This window comes from Oceanobacillus alkalisoli, assembly GCF_022213125.1.
GTDB classification, from domain to species: domain Bacteria; phylum Bacillota; class Bacilli; order Bacillales; family Amphibacillaceae; genus Oceanobacillus; species Oceanobacillus alkalisoli.
On record NZ_JAKNRA010000004.1, the window covers coordinates 115,921 to 135,495 of the forward strand.

21 protein-coding genes are annotated in these 19,575 nt (G+C 40.5%); 1 reads left to right on the forward strand and 20 read right to left on the reverse strand.

The annotated features are described in order from the left end of the window. Window positions 1-9 precede the first annotated feature (9 nt). The 13 genes from rnhB to smc form a co-directional block, all read right to left on the reverse strand. Complete coding sequence (gene rnhB / locus L3V42_RS07860) at window positions 10-780, reverse strand: ribonuclease HII (RefSeq protein ID WP_235761581.1); 771 nt, start codon at window positions 778-780, stop codon at window positions 10-12. A gap of 25 nt (window positions 781-805) precedes the next feature. Next, window positions 806-1,669 carry a ribosome biogenesis GTPase YlqF gene (gene ylqF / locus L3V42_RS07865; RefSeq protein ID WP_235761582.1) on the reverse strand — a complete coding sequence of 288 codons (864 nt, stop codon included), beginning with the start codon at window positions 1,667-1,669 and terminating at the stop codon, window positions 806-808. 9 nt (window positions 1,670-1,678) lie between these two features. Next, window positions 1,679-2,239 carry a signal peptidase I gene (gene lepB / locus L3V42_RS07870; RefSeq protein WP_238471722.1) on the reverse strand — a complete coding sequence of 187 codons (561 nt, stop codon included), beginning with the start codon at window positions 2,237-2,239 and terminating at the stop codon, window positions 1,679-1,681. Window positions 2,240-2,599: 360 nt separating this feature from the next. Next, window positions 2,600-2,944 (reverse strand): 50S ribosomal protein L19, encoded by a 345-nt coding sequence (gene rplS, locus L3V42_RS07875; protein WP_235761584.1) that lies wholly within the window; start codon window positions 2,942-2,944, stop codon window positions 2,600-2,602. A gap of 560 nt (window positions 2,945-3,504) precedes the next feature. Continuing rightward, on the reverse strand, window positions 3,505-4,248 hold the full coding sequence (gene trmD, locus L3V42_RS07880; RefSeq protein ID WP_238471723.1) for a tRNA (guanosine(37)-N1)-methyltransferase TrmD: 744 nt from the start codon (window positions 4,246-4,248) through the stop codon (window positions 3,505-3,507). Further along, a complete protein-coding gene (gene rimM, locus L3V42_RS07885) occupies window positions 4,248-4,763 on the reverse strand; it encodes a ribosome maturation factor RimM (protein WP_235761586.1) in 516 nt (171 codons plus the stop codon). Before rimM ends, trmD begins: the two co-directional genes overlap by 1 nt. A 13-nt stretch (window positions 4,764-4,776) precedes the next feature. After that, window positions 4,777-5,166: a YlqD family protein gene (locus L3V42_RS07890; protein WP_235761587.1), complete on the reverse strand. Its 390-nt coding sequence runs from the start codon at window positions 5,164-5,166 to the stop codon at window positions 4,777-4,779. A 133-nt stretch (window positions 5,167-5,299) separates the two neighbouring features. Continuing rightward, window positions 5,300-5,527 carry a KH domain-containing protein gene (locus tag L3V42_RS07895; RefSeq protein ID WP_235761588.1) on the reverse strand — a complete coding sequence of 76 codons (228 nt, stop codon included), beginning with the start codon at window positions 5,525-5,527 and terminating at the stop codon, window positions 5,300-5,302. A gap of 9 nt (window positions 5,528-5,536) precedes the next feature. After that, a complete protein-coding gene (gene rpsP / locus L3V42_RS07900; RefSeq protein ID WP_235761589.1) occupies window positions 5,537-5,812 on the reverse strand; it encodes a 30S ribosomal protein S16 in 276 nt (91 codons plus the stop codon). A 104-nt stretch (window positions 5,813-5,916) separates the two neighbouring features. Continuing rightward, window positions 5,917-7,263 carry a signal recognition particle protein gene (gene ffh, locus L3V42_RS07905; protein ID WP_238471724.1) on the reverse strand — a complete coding sequence of 449 codons (1,347 nt, stop codon included), beginning with the start codon at window positions 7,261-7,263 and terminating at the stop codon, window positions 5,917-5,919. Window positions 7,264-7,276: 13 nt separating this feature from the next. Beyond that, the gene (locus tag L3V42_RS07910; protein ID WP_235761591.1) at window positions 7,277-7,594 is read right to left on the reverse strand and encodes a putative DNA-binding protein; all 318 of its coding nucleotides are present in this window, start codon (window positions 7,592-7,594) and stop codon (window positions 7,277-7,279) included. A 285-nt stretch (window positions 7,595-7,879) separates the two neighbouring features. Then, a complete protein-coding gene (gene ftsY / locus L3V42_RS07915; protein WP_235761592.1) occupies window positions 7,880-8,896 on the reverse strand; it encodes a signal recognition particle-docking protein FtsY in 1,017 nt (338 codons plus the stop codon). A 15-nt stretch (window positions 8,897-8,911) separates the two neighbouring features. Further along, on the reverse strand, window positions 8,912-12,478 hold the full coding sequence (gene smc / locus L3V42_RS07920; RefSeq protein ID WP_235761593.1) for a chromosome segregation protein SMC: 3,567 nt from the start codon (window positions 12,476-12,478) through the stop codon (window positions 8,912-8,914). A gap of 227 nt (window positions 12,479-12,705) precedes the next feature. Between smc and L3V42_RS07925 the strand changes: the two genes are divergently transcribed. Then, window positions 12,706-12,930: a DUF1128 domain-containing protein gene (locus tag L3V42_RS07925; protein ID WP_235761594.1), complete on the forward strand. Its 225-nt coding sequence runs from the start codon at window positions 12,706-12,708 to the stop codon at window positions 12,928-12,930. 31 nt (window positions 12,931-12,961) lie between these two features. Here L3V42_RS07925 and rnc read toward each other — a convergent pair whose 3' ends face one another. The 7 genes from rnc to recG all read right to left on the reverse strand — a co-directional run bounded on the left by rnc (window position 12,962) and on the right by recG (window position 19,564). Beyond that, window positions 12,962-13,645 carry a ribonuclease III gene (gene rnc, locus L3V42_RS07930; protein ID WP_238471725.1) on the reverse strand — a complete coding sequence of 228 codons (684 nt, stop codon included), beginning with the start codon at window positions 13,643-13,645 and terminating at the stop codon, window positions 12,962-12,964. Between the two features lie 83 nt (window positions 13,646-13,728). After that, window positions 13,729-13,962, reverse strand: a complete 234-nt coding sequence (acpP, locus tag L3V42_RS07935; protein WP_235761596.1) for an acyl carrier protein — start codon at window positions 13,960-13,962, stop codon at window positions 13,729-13,731. Window positions 13,963-14,177: 215 nt separating this feature from the next. After that, window positions 14,178-14,918, reverse strand: coding sequence for a 3-oxoacyl-[acyl-carrier-protein] reductase (fabG, locus tag L3V42_RS07940; protein WP_235761597.1), 741 nt, complete (start codon window positions 14,916-14,918; stop codon window positions 14,178-14,180). After that, window positions 14,919-15,857, reverse strand: a complete 939-nt coding sequence (gene fabD, locus L3V42_RS07945) for an ACP S-malonyltransferase (protein WP_238471726.1) — start codon at window positions 15,855-15,857, stop codon at window positions 14,919-14,921. Between the two features lie 5 nt (window positions 15,858-15,862). After that, window positions 15,863-16,858: a phosphate acyltransferase PlsX gene (gene plsX / locus L3V42_RS07950; RefSeq protein WP_238471727.1), complete on the reverse strand. Its 996-nt coding sequence runs from the start codon at window positions 16,856-16,858 to the stop codon at window positions 15,863-15,865. Between the two features lies 1 nt (window position 16,859). Beyond that, on the reverse strand, window positions 16,860-17,435 hold the full coding sequence (gene fapR / locus L3V42_RS07955) for a transcription factor FapR (RefSeq protein ID WP_235761600.1): 576 nt from the start codon (window positions 17,433-17,435) through the stop codon (window positions 16,860-16,862). Window positions 17,436-17,530: 95 nt separating this feature from the next. Next, complete coding sequence (gene recG, locus L3V42_RS07960) at window positions 17,531-19,564, reverse strand: ATP-dependent DNA helicase RecG (protein ID WP_238471728.1); 2,034 nt, start codon at window positions 19,562-19,564, stop codon at window positions 17,531-17,533. Window positions 19,565-19,575: the final 11 nt, after the last annotated feature.

Genomic DNA, 19,575 nt, shown 5'->3' on the forward strand with positions numbered 1-19,575 from the left:
GACCTCCTTTTAACCGATATATTGGCGAATTGGTGCAAAGGATTTCCGGTGATAGGGAGATATGCCGTGCGACTGTAAACCTTCTAAGTGTTTTTTCGTCCCGTAACCCATATTTGAACTAAAGTCATACATCGGAAACTCTTGATGTATTTCTTTCATTAGGCGATCGCGTGTTACTTTAGCAAGAATACTTGCAGCTGCGATTGAAACGCTTCTTGCATCCCCTTTAACGATTGCCTCACTTGAAATTCCAAGCCGAGGCAGCGCGACAGCATCAATTAATACATGGTCTGGTTGCTGTTCTAAGCCTCGCACTGCTTCATACATAGCGAGCTTTGTCGCTTCCAGAATATTCACCTGATCGATTTTTTCGTTGGAGATAACTGCAATCTGGTAGCTAATCGCCTGTTCCTTAATAACCGTAAAAAAATAATCACGATCTTTTTCTGTAAGTTGTTTTGAGTCGTTTAAACCAAGAAGCATAAAATCTTGGGGTAAAATGACAGAAGCCGCAACGACCGGGCCGGCAAGCGGGCCTCTACCCGCTTCATCGACCCCTGCAATCAGTTTTCGGCCGCTTTTTCTCGCTTCATTTTCAAAATTGCACATTTCTTTGAAGGCAATTAATTGCTGCGCTTCCTTTTCTTGCATTCTTTCGTATTTACGAATGAGCGCTTGAACCCCTTTTCTATCATCTCGTTTCAATTGCTCGAAAATTCCCTCTGTAATTTCTTCATTTTCAAATAACTGTTTTATAACAGCAATTGATTTCTCTCTCATACGTACACCTTATTTCTCTCTATAATTATTCTGCTCCAAGTAAGTCAGCTGGTGCTTCCAAGGAAATTTTCCCTAACCTGCCACTACGGAGGTCCCGTAACACTATTTCAGATACCTTATCAAAGTCCACTTCTCCCCCACTTTCCAATGCGCCGCGTTTTTTACCGATTCGTTCAAATACTTCAAGCATATCATCAAGATCTGCTTCTATCTCATAACGGTCAAATAACAAATCAGGATATTTTCTTTGTAAAAATTCAATAACAAATACCGTAATATCCTGTAAGGAGATGACCTGATCTTTAATCGTACCGATCGAAGCAAGCCTATAGCCGACGATCTGGTCTTCAAATTTCGGCCATAAAATCCCAGGTGTATCCAATAGCTCAAAATCCTTCTTAATCTTTATCCAGAGCTGTTGTTTCGTAATACCAGGCCTATCACCTGTTTTAGCTGCTTTCCGGCTCGCAAGGCGGTTAATCAGCGTGGATTTTCCGACATTCGGAATACCTAATATCATGGCTCGATGCGGCCTTGGTTTCATACCTTTTGCCACAAGTTGGTCTATTTTCTTTTTTCCAAGCTGTTTTGCTAGTTGAACGACTTGTTTTATATCGTCTCTATTATTCGCATCTACTGCGACTGCTGGAATATTTCTCTCTTTATAATAAGTAAGCCATGCTGCTGTCATTTTAGGATCTGCAAGGTCCCGTTTCATAAGCACAATCATTTTATCCTTATTCTGCACAATCTGATGCAACATTGGATTTTCCGATGATAAAGGGGCTCTTGCATCAAGCAGCTCAATTACAAAGTCAACAAGCTTGAGATTTTGTTCCACTTCTCGTCTCGCCTTTGCCATATGGCCCGGAAACCATTGTACTTGCATTATTTTTCCCTACTCTCCTACAAAATGAATTCGTTCAAATGGCCAGTAAATCAAACTGGCTTTTCCTACAATTTGATCCGTTGAAATTAGTCCAATCATGCGACTGTCGGTGGAATTTCCACGATTATCTCCAAGCACTAAAACATGCCCTTCTGGTATGACATCATAGTTACCCGGTATTTCTTCCAAAGCGAAATCATTGCGGACAGAGTCGATGGTGTTCGCATCATTTTCATTCACCGGTAAAAAGTCCTGTTCGACAGGCTCCCCGTTAATATACAGTACATCATCATTCACTGCTACATGCTCTCCCGGAAGTCCTATCACTCTTTTAATAAAATCTTTCTGTGAGGATGCGTGAAATACAACGATATCAAACCGTTCCGGGTCATTGAAATAATAACTGAATTTATTTACGATCATCTGATCCCGGTCATGTAATGTTGGCAGCATCGATGGTCCATCTACAATTATCGGAGCGAATAAAAACATCCGCACAATAAAAGCGAGCCCAAGAGCAACCAATAAAGCTTTTGTCCATTCTATCCATTCATTCTTCTTCTTTGCCATCTGTTCTCCTCCGACACTCACATTTCCTTATCCTTCATAAGTTTTAACAATAAGTATGTTCATTATAACATTGAACGAGTAAGTAAAACATCAAAAAAGGAGCCTGAACATCTGCTCAAGCTCCTTTCTTTCATTTGATTCATAGGAAACTAAAAATAAAAATCCTGTGGATAATCTTAACTAATGGCGTTAGCCACGTCCAGCTCCAGCGCCCAGCAACTAGCAAACTTCACACTCCTCCAATCGATAAGTCAACATCGGCTCTCTACGTTCGCCGTGTTTCCTTTATCTCCCTTCTGGAGTGCTCCAGTTTGTACGTTGCTAACCGGGCGCTTTCGCCTTTGTTCATTATGTCTGTAATTAGCGGCGTTCTTTAATACGTGCTGCTTTACCACGTAGATTACGTAGATAGTATAGCTTAGCACGACGTACACTACCTTTACGGGTTACTTCAATCTTGTCAACGCGTGGTGAATGTACTGGGAATGTACGCTCAACACCTACACCGTAAGAAATTTTTCTTACTGTGAATGTTTCGCTGATACCACCGTTTTGACGTTTGATAACGACACCTTCGAAAATCTGGATACGCTCACGTGTACCTTCAACAACTTTAACGTGAACTTTCACGGTATCTCCCGCACGGAATTCCGGGCGATCTGTACGAAGCTGATCTTTTGTAATTTCTGCAATTAATTCTTGCATTTGCTTCACTCCTTCCAAACCAATGTTCATCATTCTCTAAAGGAACAGCGGAACATCGTTTATACGTGCATAAACACAACAACTAATATAGCACAAATTCGTATAGTATTCAACACATTTCTAAAAACATTTGGATTCACCTGTGAATTTGTTCTATTGGAGGTCCGCAGTCCCGATACCCCTCGCTTTCGTGGGCGGCTGGTGAGCCTCCTCGGGCTGAGCACGAAGTAGTCTCACCTAGGCCTGTCCTCCCACAGGGCTCTCGAGGTATCGGGCTGCCCCCGCCGGAGATATTTTAGTCAGAATTTCTGATCATAATAGATGGGAAAAAACAAATAATATGATATTCAATGGAATGAATTTCATAATTACCAAAGTCGGCTATTCCATCACCATATGTAGTTGGGAACGAACCAACTCAACTACATATGGTGATGGTGAAGCATTAAATACGTATTATGAAATTCATTAAATGAGCTAAAAATTTCTCTCGGAATAGCCCCTATACACCGATGGCTCCTCCGGGATGTGTAGCCTGCTCTGGGTAGTAAGCTGTCTTGTTACTCTTTTGCTTTATTTTGGTTGAGTTCGTCTAGTATCTGCTTTTCTTCTTCTGTGAAGGGGTAGTTCTCCAAGAGATCCGGGCGCCGTTCGAGAGTGCGGTTCAGGGATTCGGTTTTACGCCATTTTGCAATTTTTGCATGATCTCCAGATAGTAAAACATCTGGCACCGGCATATTCCGAAACATTGCTGGTCTTGTGTAATGCGGGTGCTCCAGTAAGCCGGTTGAGAATGAATCTTCTGCTGCAGAGGATTCGTTTCCAAGCACATCAGGCAAAAGACGAACGACACTATCAACAATAACCATTGCTCCAAGTTCACCGCCAGTCAACACATAATCCCCGATTGAGATTTCATCTGTCGCTAGTCCTGTGCGAATCCTTTCATCATAGCCTTCATAATGACCACAAATAAAGACGAGATGCTCCTCTTCCGCTAGTTCTTCTGCCTTCTGTTGCGTATAACGCTCACCCTGAGGGCAGAGCAGCACAATTCGGGGATCCGTAGCTTTGTCTTCTAAACATGCATTTACGGCATCAAATACTGGTTGAGGAGTAAGTACCATGCCAGCTCCTCCGCCATAAGGATAGTCATCCACTTTTCGATGTTTGTTCATTGTATAGTCTCTAAAATTAACAAGATTATATGTGAATTTATTTTTTTCCTGGGCTTTTTTCAATATCGATGATTGAAAAACTCCTTCCATCATCTCAGGGAATAACGTCAAAATATCAATATGCATTAATCAAGCAGTCCTTCCATCGGTTCAATCATAATTCGCTTTTCTTCGACATCTACTCTTTTCACAACAGATTCGATATAAGGAATGTAGGCATCTTTTTTACCTGCTCGCTGTAGTACCCAGACATCATTTGCGCCTGGTGCGAGAATTTCTTTAATCGTACCAAGTTCTTCATCAGCAGCAGTATAGACCTTACACCCAATAATTTCATGGTAATAATATTCATTTTCCTCAAGTTCTGCCTGCTGTTCTTCATGGATTTGTAAGTAAAGTCCTTTATATTTTTCCACATCATTTATATTATCCATACCTTCAAACGTAAGCAGATCAAATCCTTTATGTATCCGGTGATGGGCAATAATGAGTGGTATCGCCGTTTCCTCATTCTCCTTTATATAAACTGTCTCTCCAGCTTGGAATCTCTCTGCAAAATCGGTAATTCTTTTTATTTTTACTTCGCCGCGAACACCATGCGTATTGATGATTCTACCGATATTAAACATTTTTTCTGTCATCTCTTCCACCTGCCTACTCTTCTATACGTACAACAATATTATCTTGAATAACAATTGCTTGCTTCTTCATCAAATCTTCCCAATTTGTTCCAATACTTACTTCAACAAGAGATTCAACTTCCCCTTCAACAATTTCACTACCCATATTTAAAACTTCAAGCTGCTCTTCTTTAAATTCAATAAGTTCAATTTTTTCTTTTCTTTTTTCCACTTCATGATGAAACTTCCGCTCAATTTCTTGCTTGTGAACTCCTTTTTTATTAAGCATCTTTCGTTTTTCAAAAAGTAACTGTTGACACTCTTGTTCAAGTCGCATTTTTTGATCAAATAACTGGGCCTTTAATTTCTCTTTACTCTTTTCTGTAATGATTTGTCTCACTTCAACTCTTTTAATAATTTTCACTGTTCTCCCTCACTTTCAGGCTTTTTACCATATAGATTATGGATATTTTTTAAAAAAAGAGGGTTATTCCTGATAAATTATACAGCTAAAATGTGCAAAAGGGAAAGAAGAACCAGTGGCTCCTTTCCCTTTTTTACATGATATCCAAATAAATCCGCTTATTCTCATCCGTTTTTGCTGCGTAAACAACGGTTCGAATCGCTTTTGCAATACGTCCATTCTTGCCAATCACTTTGCCAACATCATCTTCATGAACTTTAAGATGATAAACGATCTTCGTTTCCTCTTCCCTTTCTGTTACGCTGATATCCTCTGGATAATCAACGAGAGAAGTGACAATAGTTTCGATTAGGGCTTTCATGGTATCACACTACTTTGCTTGATTTTTTTGCTCGTGGAATTTTTGCATGATGCCTTCTGTTGAAAACAGATTGCGGACTGTATCACTTGGTTTAGCACCGTTACCTAACCATTTAAGTGCCTTTTCTTCATCAATTTTAACTTCAACCGGGTTTACTACCGGGTTATATGTTCCGATTTGTTCGATTTGACGTCCATCACGTGGTGAACGAGAATCTGCTACAACAATACGGTAAAATGGATTTCTTTTTGAACCCATACGTTTCAAACGAATTTTAACAGCCATTACTTGCACCTCCAATAATAGTTATTCACAATTTTAAATTCTAACAGAAAATATATAGTCTGTAAAGGGTTTTTACATGACAAACTATAATATTTTTTATTTCATTACATAAATGGCAGTTTAAAACCGCCTTTACCCTTTTTCCCTTTTTGCATATTCGTCATTTGTTTCATCATCTTCTTCATTTCTTCAAATTGTTTGAGCAAGCGATTGACTTGGGATACAGTAGTTCCTGATCCTTTGGCAATTCTTTTTTTTCTGCTTGCATTGATGATATTCGGTTCCTGACGCTCTTTTTTCGTCATCGATCTAGCAATCGCCTCAACCTGGGCGAGTTGCCCTTCATCGACTTGAGCATTTTTTAACCCTTTCATCTTGCCGGCTCCCGGGAGCATACCTAAGAGTTCGTCAAGTGGTCCCATTTGTTTTACCTGGTCCATCTGTTCAAGGAAATCATCAAAGGTGAAGGACATCGAACGCATTTTTTCTTCTAGCTCTTTCGCTTGTTGCTCATCGACATTTGTTTGAGCTTTCTCGATCAATGATAAAACATCACCCATTCCAAGAATCCGGGATGCCATACGTTCCGGGTGGAAGGGTTCGAGCTGATCTAGCTTTTCTCCCATTCCAGCAAATTTAATCGGTTTATCCGTGACAGCTTTAATAGATAATGCAGCACCGCCTCGGGTATCCCCGTCGAGTTTCGTTAATACAACTCCGCTAATATCCAACTGATCGTTAAAGCTTTCAGCAACGTTCACCGCATCTTGACCAGTCATTGCATCAACGACGAGAAAGATTTCATCTGGTGTTGTAATATCTTTAATCTCTTGCAGTTCTGTCATTAATTCTGTGTCCACATGCAAGCGGCCTGCCGTATCGATAATGACATAATCATGATGCTCTTCTTTTGCTTTTTCAATTGCCTGTTTCGCGATATCAACAGGGTTTGCTTCCGTACCTAGGGAGAAAACAGGCATATCTAATTGACCGCCTAGTGTTTCTAATTGCTGAATCGCAGCTGGTCGATAAACGTCACATGCTACAAGCATCGGCTTGCGGTTATGTTTCTTCCGTAAGAGGTTTGCAAGCTTTCCTGTTGTTGTTGTTTTACCTGCACCTTGTAAACCTACCATCATGATAACGGTAGGCGGGCGGTCGGCTACAGTGATTCTAGTGTTTTCTCCACCCATTAATTCGGTGAGTTCGTCACGGACAATTTTAATGACTTGCTGTCCGGGTGTAAGACTTTCCATAACTTCCTGGCCAACTGCCCGTTCTTTGATACGATTGATTAGATCTTTAACAACTTTAAAGTTCACATCGGCCTCAAGGAGAGCGAGTCGGATTTCCCTGGACATCTCTTTAATATCCTGTTCCGAAATCTTACCCTTTCCTGTTATCTTTTTAATCGTACTTTGCAGGCGTTCGGCTAAGCCTTCAAATGCCATAGAAGGTATCCTCCTAATCTAATTCTTTTAGTTTGTTCACTAACTGTTTTATCTCTTCACTGGATGCTTTTTGCTCCAACTCATTGATAATTTTCGTTCGGCTGCTGAACTTTTCATATAAGTTCAGCTTTTCTTCATAGGATTCAAGCATTGCTTCCGTTCGTTTAATATTGTCATAAACCGCCTGGCGGGATACGGAAAACACTTCCGAAATCTCGCTAAGCGAAAGATCTTCCAAATAATATAGCTTCATATACTTTTTTTGTTTCGAAGTTAAAAGATCTTGGTAAAAATCAAACAAATAATTAACGCGCATTGTTTTTTCCAGCAATGGCAACGCCCCTTGTTAAGTAAGTGTTCAAAAGGAGGATAAAAAAGACCGAGGTCGGTTAAGAACGCAACGTCCTGTTGCAAAACCCACACTAGCACATCCTATGTGTCGAAGTTCGAGGCGGCGTAGCTTTTAGCACCGGAATGTAAGTAAACAGGTACACGAGGAGCGGAAAAGCAAGCCAACGAAGAAATTCGAAGTGTCTTTTTTACCGGACTTTTTAAACACCCTCTTGTTAAGTGAAATCTCTTTACAAGTAATCATAACGAATGGTTTGCTTTACTGTCAAGATTCGTCCTCGTCTTCCACACCTTCTTCTTCCAGCATATCGGCAAATAAGCCATAAACGAATAAAGAAGCATCAAATTCTTGTAAATCACCTATCTGCTCTCCGAGACCGATATATTTGACTGGTATGTTCAATTCATTGCGGATAGCAAGCACGATACCACCCTTTGCTGTACCATCGAGCTTCGTTAAAACGATTCCCGAAACGTCTGTCGCCTGGGAGAAAGTCTTCGCCTGATTTAAGGCGTTCTGTCCGGTTGTTGCGTCAAGAACTAATAATACTTCATGTGGCGCCCCGGGGATTTCTCTTTCAATGACACGCTTAATTTTCTCCAATTCATTCATTAAATTGACCTTATTTTGCAATCTGCCTGCTGTGTCACAAAGAAGTACATCTGCGTTACGCGATTTGGCTGCACGGATGCCATCATAGATTACAGCCGCAGGGTCACTTCCAGCGCTCTGCTTAATCACTTCGACACCAGCACGCTCGCCCCACTCTTCCAGTTGCTCAATTGCTCCGGCCCGAAATGTATCACCTGCTGCCATCATAACTTTCTTACCTTCTTCTTTCAATTGTTGGGCAAGCTTGCCAATGGATGTTGTTTTTCCAACACCATTCACACCAACGACAAGGATAACGGTCATTTCATTTTCCTGGATATTCAAATTCTCAATATCCTCATTATCTTCTCCGTAATAAATCTCTACTAATTTTTCCGAAATAACATCTTTGACTTCTTCGGTATCTTTAATGTTTTGGCGTTTTACTTCCATCTTCAGTTCATCAACTAAATCCATTACCGTTGTGACACCAACATCAGCAGAAATCAGAACTTCCTCCAACTCTTCGAAAAAATCCTCATCCACTTTACGGTAACGTGCTAGCAAATCATTTATTCTTCCGGAAAAAACGCCCCGGGTTTTCTTCATACCCTCTTTATATTTTTCTTGAACTTGCTCTGCACCGTCATCTTGTTTAAAACGTTTTTTCAGTTTATCAAAAAAACTCATGGCCCTTTTTCCTCCTTATGATTCGACTAAATCAGCCGTCTCTTCCAGCCTCACAGAAACGAGACGGGATACGCCCGACTCTTGCATCGTCACACCATATAATACATCTGCTTCTTCCATTGTACCTTTCCGGTGTGTAATGACAATGAATTGTGTCTGTTTACTGTAAAGTTTTACGTATTTCGCAAAACGGGTGACATTTGCTTCATCCAATGCCGCTTCCACTTCATCAAGAATGCAGAACGGAACAGGACGCACTCTTAGAATAGCAAATAATAATGCGATTGCTGTCAACGCCCGCTCTCCGCCTGAGAGCAGACCTAATTGTTGTAGTTTCTTTCCAGGTGGTTGTGCAATAATTTCCACACCGGTTTCTAGCATTTGATTCGGATTAGTTAGCTTCAGTTCTGCTTTCCCGCCTCCGAAAAGTTCTTTGAAGACTACACCGAATTCTTCTTTTATCGCTTTAAAAGTGACTTCAAAACGCTCAATCATTTCTACATCAAGCTCTGCGATGACTTTGTAGAGCGTGTTTTTTGCATCAACAAGATCGGTCTGTTGTTCTGTCAAAAAGGTATATCTTTCATGAATTCGTTCATATTCATCAATTGAACCAAGATTTACCGTACCTAAGTTAACAATCTGCTGTTTCAATTGTTCTACTTCCTTTTTTGACTGTTGAATGTCTGTTGTTTTCTCGTATGTTTGCTTTGCTTTATCAAAGGTTATCGTATATTCCGTCTCCAAATGTGTTAACCGATTCTCAAGCTCTACATCTAACCGATTCATCTTCACTTCTTGTTGTTGAATATTTGCAAGCATAGATTGACTGCGTTTATTTTCTTCCCGCAGCTCATTCTCTTCATCATTAATTGTTTGCGTCCGGTTTGCTCGTTCACTGCGCAACTCCTGAATTGATGTTGTTAATGTTTCTTTTGTTACTTTTTCTTCGGTTATAGAGGCATTAATCGATTCCTCTGTTTCTTTATTCTCAAGAATAGAATCGAGTTCGATTAATTTCTCGATATTTCCTTTCAATCTAGTTGCTGTCAAATCGATTTGTTTTTTTAAGTTTTTCACTTTGTCCGATTGGTTACGATAGCGTTCTTCTTGCTTTGCAAGCAACAGTTTTTGTTCATGATATTTTTCTTTCAACAATTCCCTGTTTTCTTTCACAGCAGACTCTTCTTTTGTCAGCTGTTCAATTTGTGTTTCCGCTTCTGCTAGCTTCCTTTTTAAATCTGCCAACTGCTCTTTTAATTCTTTTTTACGCTGATTCAGATACTCGGTATCTTCCTGATATTGCTTTTCTTCCTGATCATAAAGAGACAAGCTGTCATTTAAGGATTTTAATTGTAATTCTGCTTTATGGGAAGATGATTGCAAGGCCTGTAACTGCTGTTGATCAGCTATCAGATTTTGTTCCTTTCTTTTCAGTTCCTGTTCTCTTTCCGCCATGATCCTCTTTTGTTCTTCCACTTTCTCAGCAAAAGAAGCCGCTCGAGGTTCATAGCTCGTCAATTTATCCCGCAACTCTTCCAGTTCTTTTTCCCTGGTGAATAGGGACTGGTTCTTCTTCTGAGACGCACCACCTGTCATCGCTCCACCTGGGGCGACAACATCACCTTCGAGTGTTACAATACGATATTTCCTGCCAGTTAGCCCAGCAATTTCATTCGCATCTTTCAATGTTTCTGTAATAATGACATGACCCATCAAATGATTAACGGCACGCTGGTAATTCGGTGTTGTCTTTACTAATTCAGCAGCAGTACCGACATAACCCGGGTGGTCATTCATTCGCTCAACAAGTTGTCTTGGGATATATCTCTCTTGGATTGTTGTAAGTGGCAGAAATGTTGCTCTCCCATTATTCGTCTTTTTCAACCATGTAATTGCTGTTCGGGCGACTTGCTCATCTGGAACGACAATATGTTGTGCCTGTCCGCCAAGAACAGTTTCAATTGCAAGGATGTAAGACTTCGGAACTTCGATCAGCTCAATAACCGCTCCTTCAATTTGCTTTAGCTCACCTTTTTTCCTTGCTTTCAGTATCGCTTTTACACCGTGAAAGAACCCTTGGAAATCTTCCTTCATTTCTTCGAGCATTTCTTTTTTAGATTTTAACTTATCAATGTACTGGAAGCCTTGATACAGTTTGGTCTGCATGTCTTGAAATTGTCTACGGTTTGCTTCTACTTCAATTTTCAGTTGCTTAATCTTCTTTTCGCTTGCCTCGTAAATTTCTAGTTGCTCCAGTCGTTCTCTTTCCACTTTATCTCTTACTTGTTCAAGTTTCTCCCTTTCTTCGAGAGATGCTTTGAACCTTTCAGCTTGTCGTTGATTTTTATTATTGTATTGTTCGGATTGTCTTTCAATTGACTGCAGCTCATTTCGACTTGCTGCCTGTTCATTCAAGAGCTCGATATATTCGGATTTCAATTCTTCAATTTGTTCGGCAATCGTTTCTTCTGTACGGCTTAATGTAGTTTCCAGCTCTTTAATGGATTCTTTTATTGCTTCTATTTCTACTAGAAACGATTTCCGTTTCTCTTCTTCTTTTTTTAGTTCTTCCTCGGTCTTTTTCAGCTCGGATTCGGTCTGTTCCCGGTCATCCAGCAGCTTCTGTCTATTTTCCCCATGATGCTTGCTTCGTTCGGAAAGTAGTTGTTTTTTTCCTTCCAATTTTTCCAGTTGTTCTGTCGATAGAAGCAATTTCCCTTGCAGTTCTTCAATCTGTTCATCTAACTGCAAGTTCTTTTTTTTCTGTTCTTCAATCCATGCTTCTTTTTCTTGGTTCTCCGCTCTCAGGATAATATGTTTTTCATTTTCTGACTCGATTACTTGCTTCATTGTTTTCCACTGCTCATGCAGCGTTTCAATTTCAGCAATCAATAGGGAAATTTCTTTTTCTTTCAATCGATCTTTTAATGTCAAATACTGACTTGCAGTATTTTTTTGTTCTTCGAGCGGTCCTAGCTGGGACTCGATTTCATGCAGAATATCTTCTACTCTATTCAAGTTCTCCTGCGTTTCCGCCAGTTTATATTCTGATTTCTTTTTACGTTGTTTATATTTTAAAACACCTGCAGCCTCTTCAAAAATCGTTCTTCTCTCTTCCGCTTTCGAGCTAAGGATTTCTTCTACTTTCCCTTGACTGATGATGGAGAAAGCTTCTCTTCCTAAGCCGGAATCCATAAATAGATCAATAATATCTTTTAAACGGCAGGATTGTTTATTAATATAGAATTCACTTTCACCTGAGCGATAAACCCTTCTTGTTACACTAACCTCTTCATAATCGAGGGGCAAGGCTTTATCTTTGTTATCCAATACGAGGGTCACTTCCGCAACATTTAACGCTTTACGGGTATCACTTCCTTGAAATATGATATCTTCCATTTTCGAACCACGTAAAGATTTCACCGATTGCTCGCCTAACACCCAGCGTATCGCATCGGTTATATTACTTTTTCCACTACCGTTTGGTCCGACTACAGCCGTTACACCTGGAACGAATTCAATTGAAATTCGTTCCGCAAACGACTTGAAGCCGAGACTTTCCAATTTTTTTAAATACATATTCATACTCCTATTATTCATCACAAGCAGCACTTAGAAAACCGCTTGAATACACAAGGTTTTTCAACTTATTCATTTTATCATAATCCATCGTTCAAAAGAAGTCTGGCTCTTATTTTCCACTGAAATGCTCTCTGCAATTTGCAAGATTCGAAGGGAATTGATATATTAAAAAGGATATTTTTGATATATCATACGCTTCGGATCATTATTATGGGAGGGGTTTCATGTCATTCGATGAGGCTAATCAAGAGAATTTATCACAGATGCTCAATGAACTTGCTGATCATTTAAATGTTGCTAATCGTGGTCTATTTGATGCGGAAGACTATGATTTGAACAAATACAATGATTTAAAACTGTTACATCAGGTCATCATGAATAAAGAAAAGCTAAGCGCCCTTGAAACACAGGCATTTGTAGATGAACTTGCAACAATCCGTAAAAAATAAATCAGTGGACTCTTCCACTGATTTATTTTTTTCATTCATTCAATTTATCCAAGGCGACTTTTGCGGCTCGTTGTTCGGCTTCTTTCTTCGATTTTCCAAGCCCTTCTCCAATGATAGCTCCGTTGATGAATACATGAACAAGATATTGCCTGTCATGCGCAGGACCTTTTTCCTCGGCAACCTCATATGTCACCTTTTCATCTTTGTTCTGTTGTATCAATTCCTGAAGCTCGCTCTTATAATCCATCCCATGGGAAAAAGCGCCAGTTTTTATTTTCGGAAAAACATGTTCACCTAGAAATTCAATAACCTTTTCGTAGCCTTGATCAAGATAAAGCGCACCTAAGAATGCTTCAAATACATCTGCTAATATAGCAGGACGATCTCTTCCGCCTGTTTGCGCTTCTCCTCTGCCAAGCAATAAATACTTACCAAACTGTAAATCCCTCGCAAATTCTTCTAAAGACGGCTCGCGCACGATAGCTGCACGCAGCTTCGACAATTCGCCTTCTGGCATTTGTTGGTAAGTAGAATAGAGATATTGAGAAACACCTAATTCAAGAACAGCATCTCCTAAAAATTCAAGTCTTTCATTATCCGAAAACTCTTCCTGACCATGCTCATTCACATACGATGAATGGGTAAAAGCTTGATTCAACAAAGACTTTTCCTTAAAATCAATCTGTAGCTGGCGTTCTAATTCACTTACATCCATACAGTTCACCTCGTTGTGAATAGGTAAAGAGGCTGGGATAACGATTCTAGAAAAATAAAATCCCAGCCTCTTCTTTTTTATTATTAGGAAACACTGTTGATATAATTTACAGCGTCACCCACTGTATTAATTTTCTCAGCTTCTTCATCAGCAATTTCCATGTCGAATTCGTCTTCAAGTTCCATTACAAGCTCCACTACATCGAGGGAATCTGCGTCAAGGTCATCTTTGAATGACGCTTCTAACGTTACTTTTTCCTCTTCTACATCTAGACGATCAACAATGATTTCTTTTACACGATCAAACACATCTGCCACACCGTTCACCTCCCTTCAAAGTCGTAGTCACGTCCGGCTCCAGCGCCCAGCAACTAGCAGGTCTTTTGGTGGGACGAGCATTGCGCAGTCCCAAACTTCACCCTCCTCCAATCGATAAGTCAACATCAACTCACTGCGTCGCCTGAGTTTCCTTTATCTCCCCTCGGAGTGCTCCAGTTTGTACGTTGCTAAACGGGCGCTTACGCCTTTGTATATTACATTACCATTCCGCCATCGATATGTATCGTTTGTCCGGTAATATAGCTCGCATCATCGGAAGCTAAAAAGCGCACGACTTTCGCGACATCTTCAGGTTCACCAAAACGGTCTAATGGGATCACGGATAGCATGGCTTCCTTTTGTTCCTCATTTAGTGCCTCGGTCATATCGGTTGAAATAAAGCCTGGTGCTACTGCATTCACTAAAATATTTCTGGAAGCAAGTTCTTTTGCAGTTGTTTTCGTAAGTCCGATTACTCCTGCTTTTGCTGCTACGTAATTAGCTTGTCCTGGGTTCCCGCTCACTCCGACAATAGAAGCTACATTGACAATCCGACCGGCGCGCTGTTTCATCATTTGCCGGGTTACTGCTTTCGTACAAAGGAAAACGCCTTTTAAATTCGTGTTAATAACATCGTCAAATTCTTCTTCCTTCATACGCATCAATAAATTATCTCTCGTAACACCTGCATTATTCACAAGAATATCCAAGCTGCCGAACGCACCGATTACTTCTTTCACCATTGCTTTTACACTGTCTTCATGTGAAACGTTTGCTTGGATGGGAAAGGCTTGGACACCATAACTTTTAAGTTCCTCAGCAACTTCTTTTGCTTTTGCTTCACTTCCAGCATAGTTAACCGCAACATTCGCACCCTGTTTGGCAAATTCAATTGCGATTGTTCTGCCGATTCCCCTGGAAGCACCGGTTACTAATACACTTTTCCCCTTTAACATTTATGCATCCTCCTTATACCATTCCAAAAAGTCTTGTAGAGATTTCGCATCTTGTACCGCAAAAGTTTTCGTTTTTCGATCGATTTTCCGCAGCAGTCCAGAAAGTACTTTTCCATTTCCGATTTCAACAAATGCGTCGATTTCTTCCTCCATCATTGCCCGGATGGATGCTTCAAAACGGACAGGAGAATAGAGCTGCTTGATGAGCAAATCTTTAATTTCATCTTTTGCTGTAACCGGGGCAGCCGACACATTAGCATAGACTGGAATGCTTGCATTGTTAATCTCTATTCCGTCTAAGTAACTCGCAAATTCTTCGTTCGCCGTTTTCATTAATCTTGAATGGAACGGCCCGCTCACATTAAGCGGGAGTACTCGTTTCGCTCCTTTTTGTTTTAACAGCTCTGCAGCTAGTTTCACGCCTTTCACAGAACCAGAAATAACAATTTGTCCAGGACAATTCAAATTGGCAAGATCAACTACTTCCTCTTTAATACCCTGTAAAACTTCCGTGATCTCTGCTTCATCCAAGCCAAGAACAGCGGCCATAGTCCCTTGCCCTTTCGGAAATGCTTGCTCCATCAAACGGCCGCGTGTCGCAACGAGTGGAACAGCATCTTCAAAGGAAATAGAGCCAGAAGCTACCAATGCGCTGTATTCACCGAGGCTATGTCCGACCGTCATAATAGACTGAACCCCTTCTTTAAGCAAAACTTGCTCGATTGCAACACTTGTAAGCAAAAGTGCCGGTTGGGCATTTTCCGTTTCTGTGAGTGTATCTTGTGGTCCATTAAACATAATTTCTATTATATCTTTATTTAATAACTCATTCGCTTGATGAAAAAAATCTTTCACTTCCTGATAGGTATCATAAAAGTCTTTTCCCATTCCAACAGCTTGGGAACCTTGCCCAGGAAACATAAATGCTACTCGTTTCACGTCACTCACTCCTCTATATCCATTGATTTTATCGTTTCACCTATCATATCTGTTACATCATTATCAACCATATGCTTTGCTTGCCGGATTGCATTGACAATTGCTCGGCTTTTCGATGAACCATGTGCCTTAATGACTGGTGCTGCTAAACCAAAAAGTCCGGCGCCACCATATTCGGAGTAATCTAAACGATTTTTGAGAGCTCCTAAGTCATTTTTTACAATTCCCGCAGCAAGTTTCGTTTTCAAAGAGGATGTGAACGTTTCTTTTAGTAAGGCGAAAACAGTTTGTGCTGTCCCCTCAATTGTTTTTAACGCAACATTCCCGCTAAAACCATCCGTTACAACAACATCAGCCGCATGGTCGAATAAGTCACGAGCTTCGACATTTCCGATAAAATTAATTGGCGCTTGCTCCATTAATTCGAAGGCTTTCTTCGTTAGTCCATTGCCTTTGGCGTCTTCAGTCCCTACATTTAAGAGAGCTACAGTCGGATCCTTAATTCCTCTCACCTTTTCCGAGTAGATCGACCCCATAATACCATATTGAAGCAGATGACTTGCTTTAGCTTCTACATTCGCGCCGACATCAAGAAATAGAAAGCCTTGTCCATTGATGGTCGGCAGTGTCGGGCTTAATGCTGGACGAGAAATCCCTGGGATCCGTCCAACGATAAAGAGACCGGCACTCATTAAGGCACCAGTATTTCCAGCAGAAATACAAGCATCCGCTCTTCCTTCTTTAACTTCTTTAGCCATCAGTACGAGAGAGGCATCTTTTTTACGGCGTACAGCCCGTACTGGTTCATCCTCACTCGTAATAACTTCTTCTGTATGTATGATTGAAATATTTTTTGAGTTTGTTAAATAGGGTTTTATATTCGCTTCATCACCAATTAATGTAATCGATAAATCATCAAACTCACGAATCGCGTCCACTGCACCCTCAACGATTTCTTTTGGTGCATGGTCACCGCCCATTGCATCTATTGCTAATTTCATATTATTTGCCACCTGTTTCTTCATTGGATTGGAACATTTGGAAGTTACCTGTAAATACAACTTCCTGTTCTACATAACTTGTAACGTGAACAACAGTCAATCCTTTATCATTTTTGCCTTCCACCGTTGCCTTCGCAATCACCCGCTCACCTTCTTTTACTTGACGGGTAAACGTAATTTCCGATTTGGCAGTAAGTGCTAATTGCTCATTGATGACAGCTACTGCGAGTGAATTGGCTTGAGCAAATAAATGATGTCCTCTAGCAATCTTGTTTCGTGAAAAAACAAGATCCTTTGAGATATCCAATATGGAGATTGCCCGTTCATCCAGTTCCAGATCAATAATTTCGCCAATCACTTCTTCAATTTGCAAAGCACGGACCGTTTCATTCCATTGATCTTTCGCAACCGATTTAATCCGTTCACGCATTTCAGGAATGCCGAGTTCCATCCGGTCCAGACGGATTGTTTGAATGCTCACGTTAAATTCGTTAGCCAATTGTTCATCTGTTATAAAGGGAATTTCCTCGATTTTCTCTTTTAAAAGTTGCTGTCTTTCAGCTTTAGTTTTTTTCATTCTGCACCGTCCACTGTTTACCATACTTTATGACTTGGTACTAATAGTAATATATAATACGATATATAATTATGCAAGCCATTAACATGAAAAAATCAATCCAATTTCGTATGGAGATCTGGATCGGTTTCGAGTAACTCGCGCAGTTTTGCGTATTCACTATCATTCGTTAGCAATTCCTGGTTGACGATAAAGGTTGCATCATTTCTTGCTGTTTCAAGGGCACGATAATCATGTACCATGTCTGCCACCTTAAATTCCGGGATTCCACTTTGTTTTCTCCCGAAGAAATCTCCTGGCCCCCGCAGTTGCAAATCTCTTTCTGCTAATTCAAATCCATTATTTGTCTCGGTCATAATGCTCATTCTTTCTTTCCCTACTTCATTCTTCGGTTCAGCAATCAAGATACAATAACTTTGCTTGTCGCCTCTACCGACCCTTCCTCGCAATTGGTGAAGTTGTGCGAGCCCGAAGCGTTCGGCATCATAAATAACCATAATCGTCGCATTCGGTACGTTTACGCCAACTTCAACGACGGTTGTTGAGACAAGCACTTGTATCTTGTTTTCGGCGTAATCTTTCATAACTGCATCTTTTTCATCGGCTGGAAGACGACCATGCATTAAGCCAACCTTTATTTCCGGTGGGAAAAACTCAATCAACTGATGGTAAAGGTCGACGGCATTTTGGATATCCAATTTATCGGATTCTTCAATAAGTGGGCTGATCAGATATGCTTGTTCACCGCTTTGCACATGTTTGATTATAAAATTCAAGATCCGCTCAAACATATTCTCCTTCACCCAAAGCGTTTCCACTTCCTTTCTTCCAGCTGGCATCTCATTGATTTGGGACACATCCATATCACCAAAGGCAGTGATTGCTAGCGTACGGGGAATTGGTGTTGCTGTCATGAATAACACATCTGGATGAAGACCTTTATCCCTTAATGTCCGGCGTTGTTCCACTCCAAAGCGATGCTGTTCATCAACAATAACGAGACCGAGATCATGGAACAGGACATCATCTTGAATGAGCGCATGGGTACCGATGATTAGATCTATTTCCCCCGCTTCAAGTCCCGCCACTATCTCTCTACGCTCCTTCGCTTTAACCGACCCTGTAAGGAGACGGACATTCGCAAGCTCCCCGAACAATTCCTGCAATGATTGATAGTGCTGTTCTGCAAGTATTTCCGTTGGTACCATTAATGCTCCTTGCTTTCCAGCTGTCAAAGAAGCATAAAGACAGATCGCTGCGACTGCTGTTTTTCCCGAACCTACATCTCCTTGCAATAAGCGATTCATCCGGTATGAAGAACGCATGTCTAAAAGAATTTCTTCAAGTGATGCATTTTGCGCATTTGTTAATTTGAAAGGAAATCGTTCGATAAAGCTGTCCACTTTCTCCACATCATATTCCTGTGCATTTCCTTCCGTTGCTTCCCGGTGTTGCTTTCTTAAAAGCTGCATCTTCAACTGGAAAAGCAAAAATTCCTCATAAATATACCTTCTGCGTGAATGCTTCAATTGAACACGATTTTGCGGGAAATGGAGCATTTCTACTGCATCTTTCCGGGCTGGCAACTTATAATCTGTTAGGTAGGATACAGGAAGGATTTCTGTTATTTGATCACCATAATCTTTCAGCGCTTGAGAAATTACCTTTTTCAACCGGTAATTCGTTACATCCCCTTTCACCGAATACATCGGCTGGATTTCTGTGGAATCTTCCTGGGCACCTTTCCGGTAATTACTAACGGTAATCTGTAATCGGTGCGCATCCCATTTACCAGTAAGGGTGACAATGTCTCCTGCATTTAATTGTTTTTTCGCGAACGCTCGATTAAACATGACTGCCTTAATGGCAACATTCTCTACATCTACCGTCAATACTAAACGTGACTTTTTTCTTCCATAAAAATTCAGGGAAGGCTCATATAAAATCCTTCCCACAATGGTTACTTTATCTTCATGGATTAGCTCGCTTAGTGGTAAAATTTCTAATACATCATATTTATACGGTAAATAATGCAATAAATCTTCAACCGTATAAACATTCATCAGATTTAAATCTTCCGCGAATTTTTCTCCGATTCCTTTTACATTTTTTACTGATTCGTTAAGCACGTCTATCACTC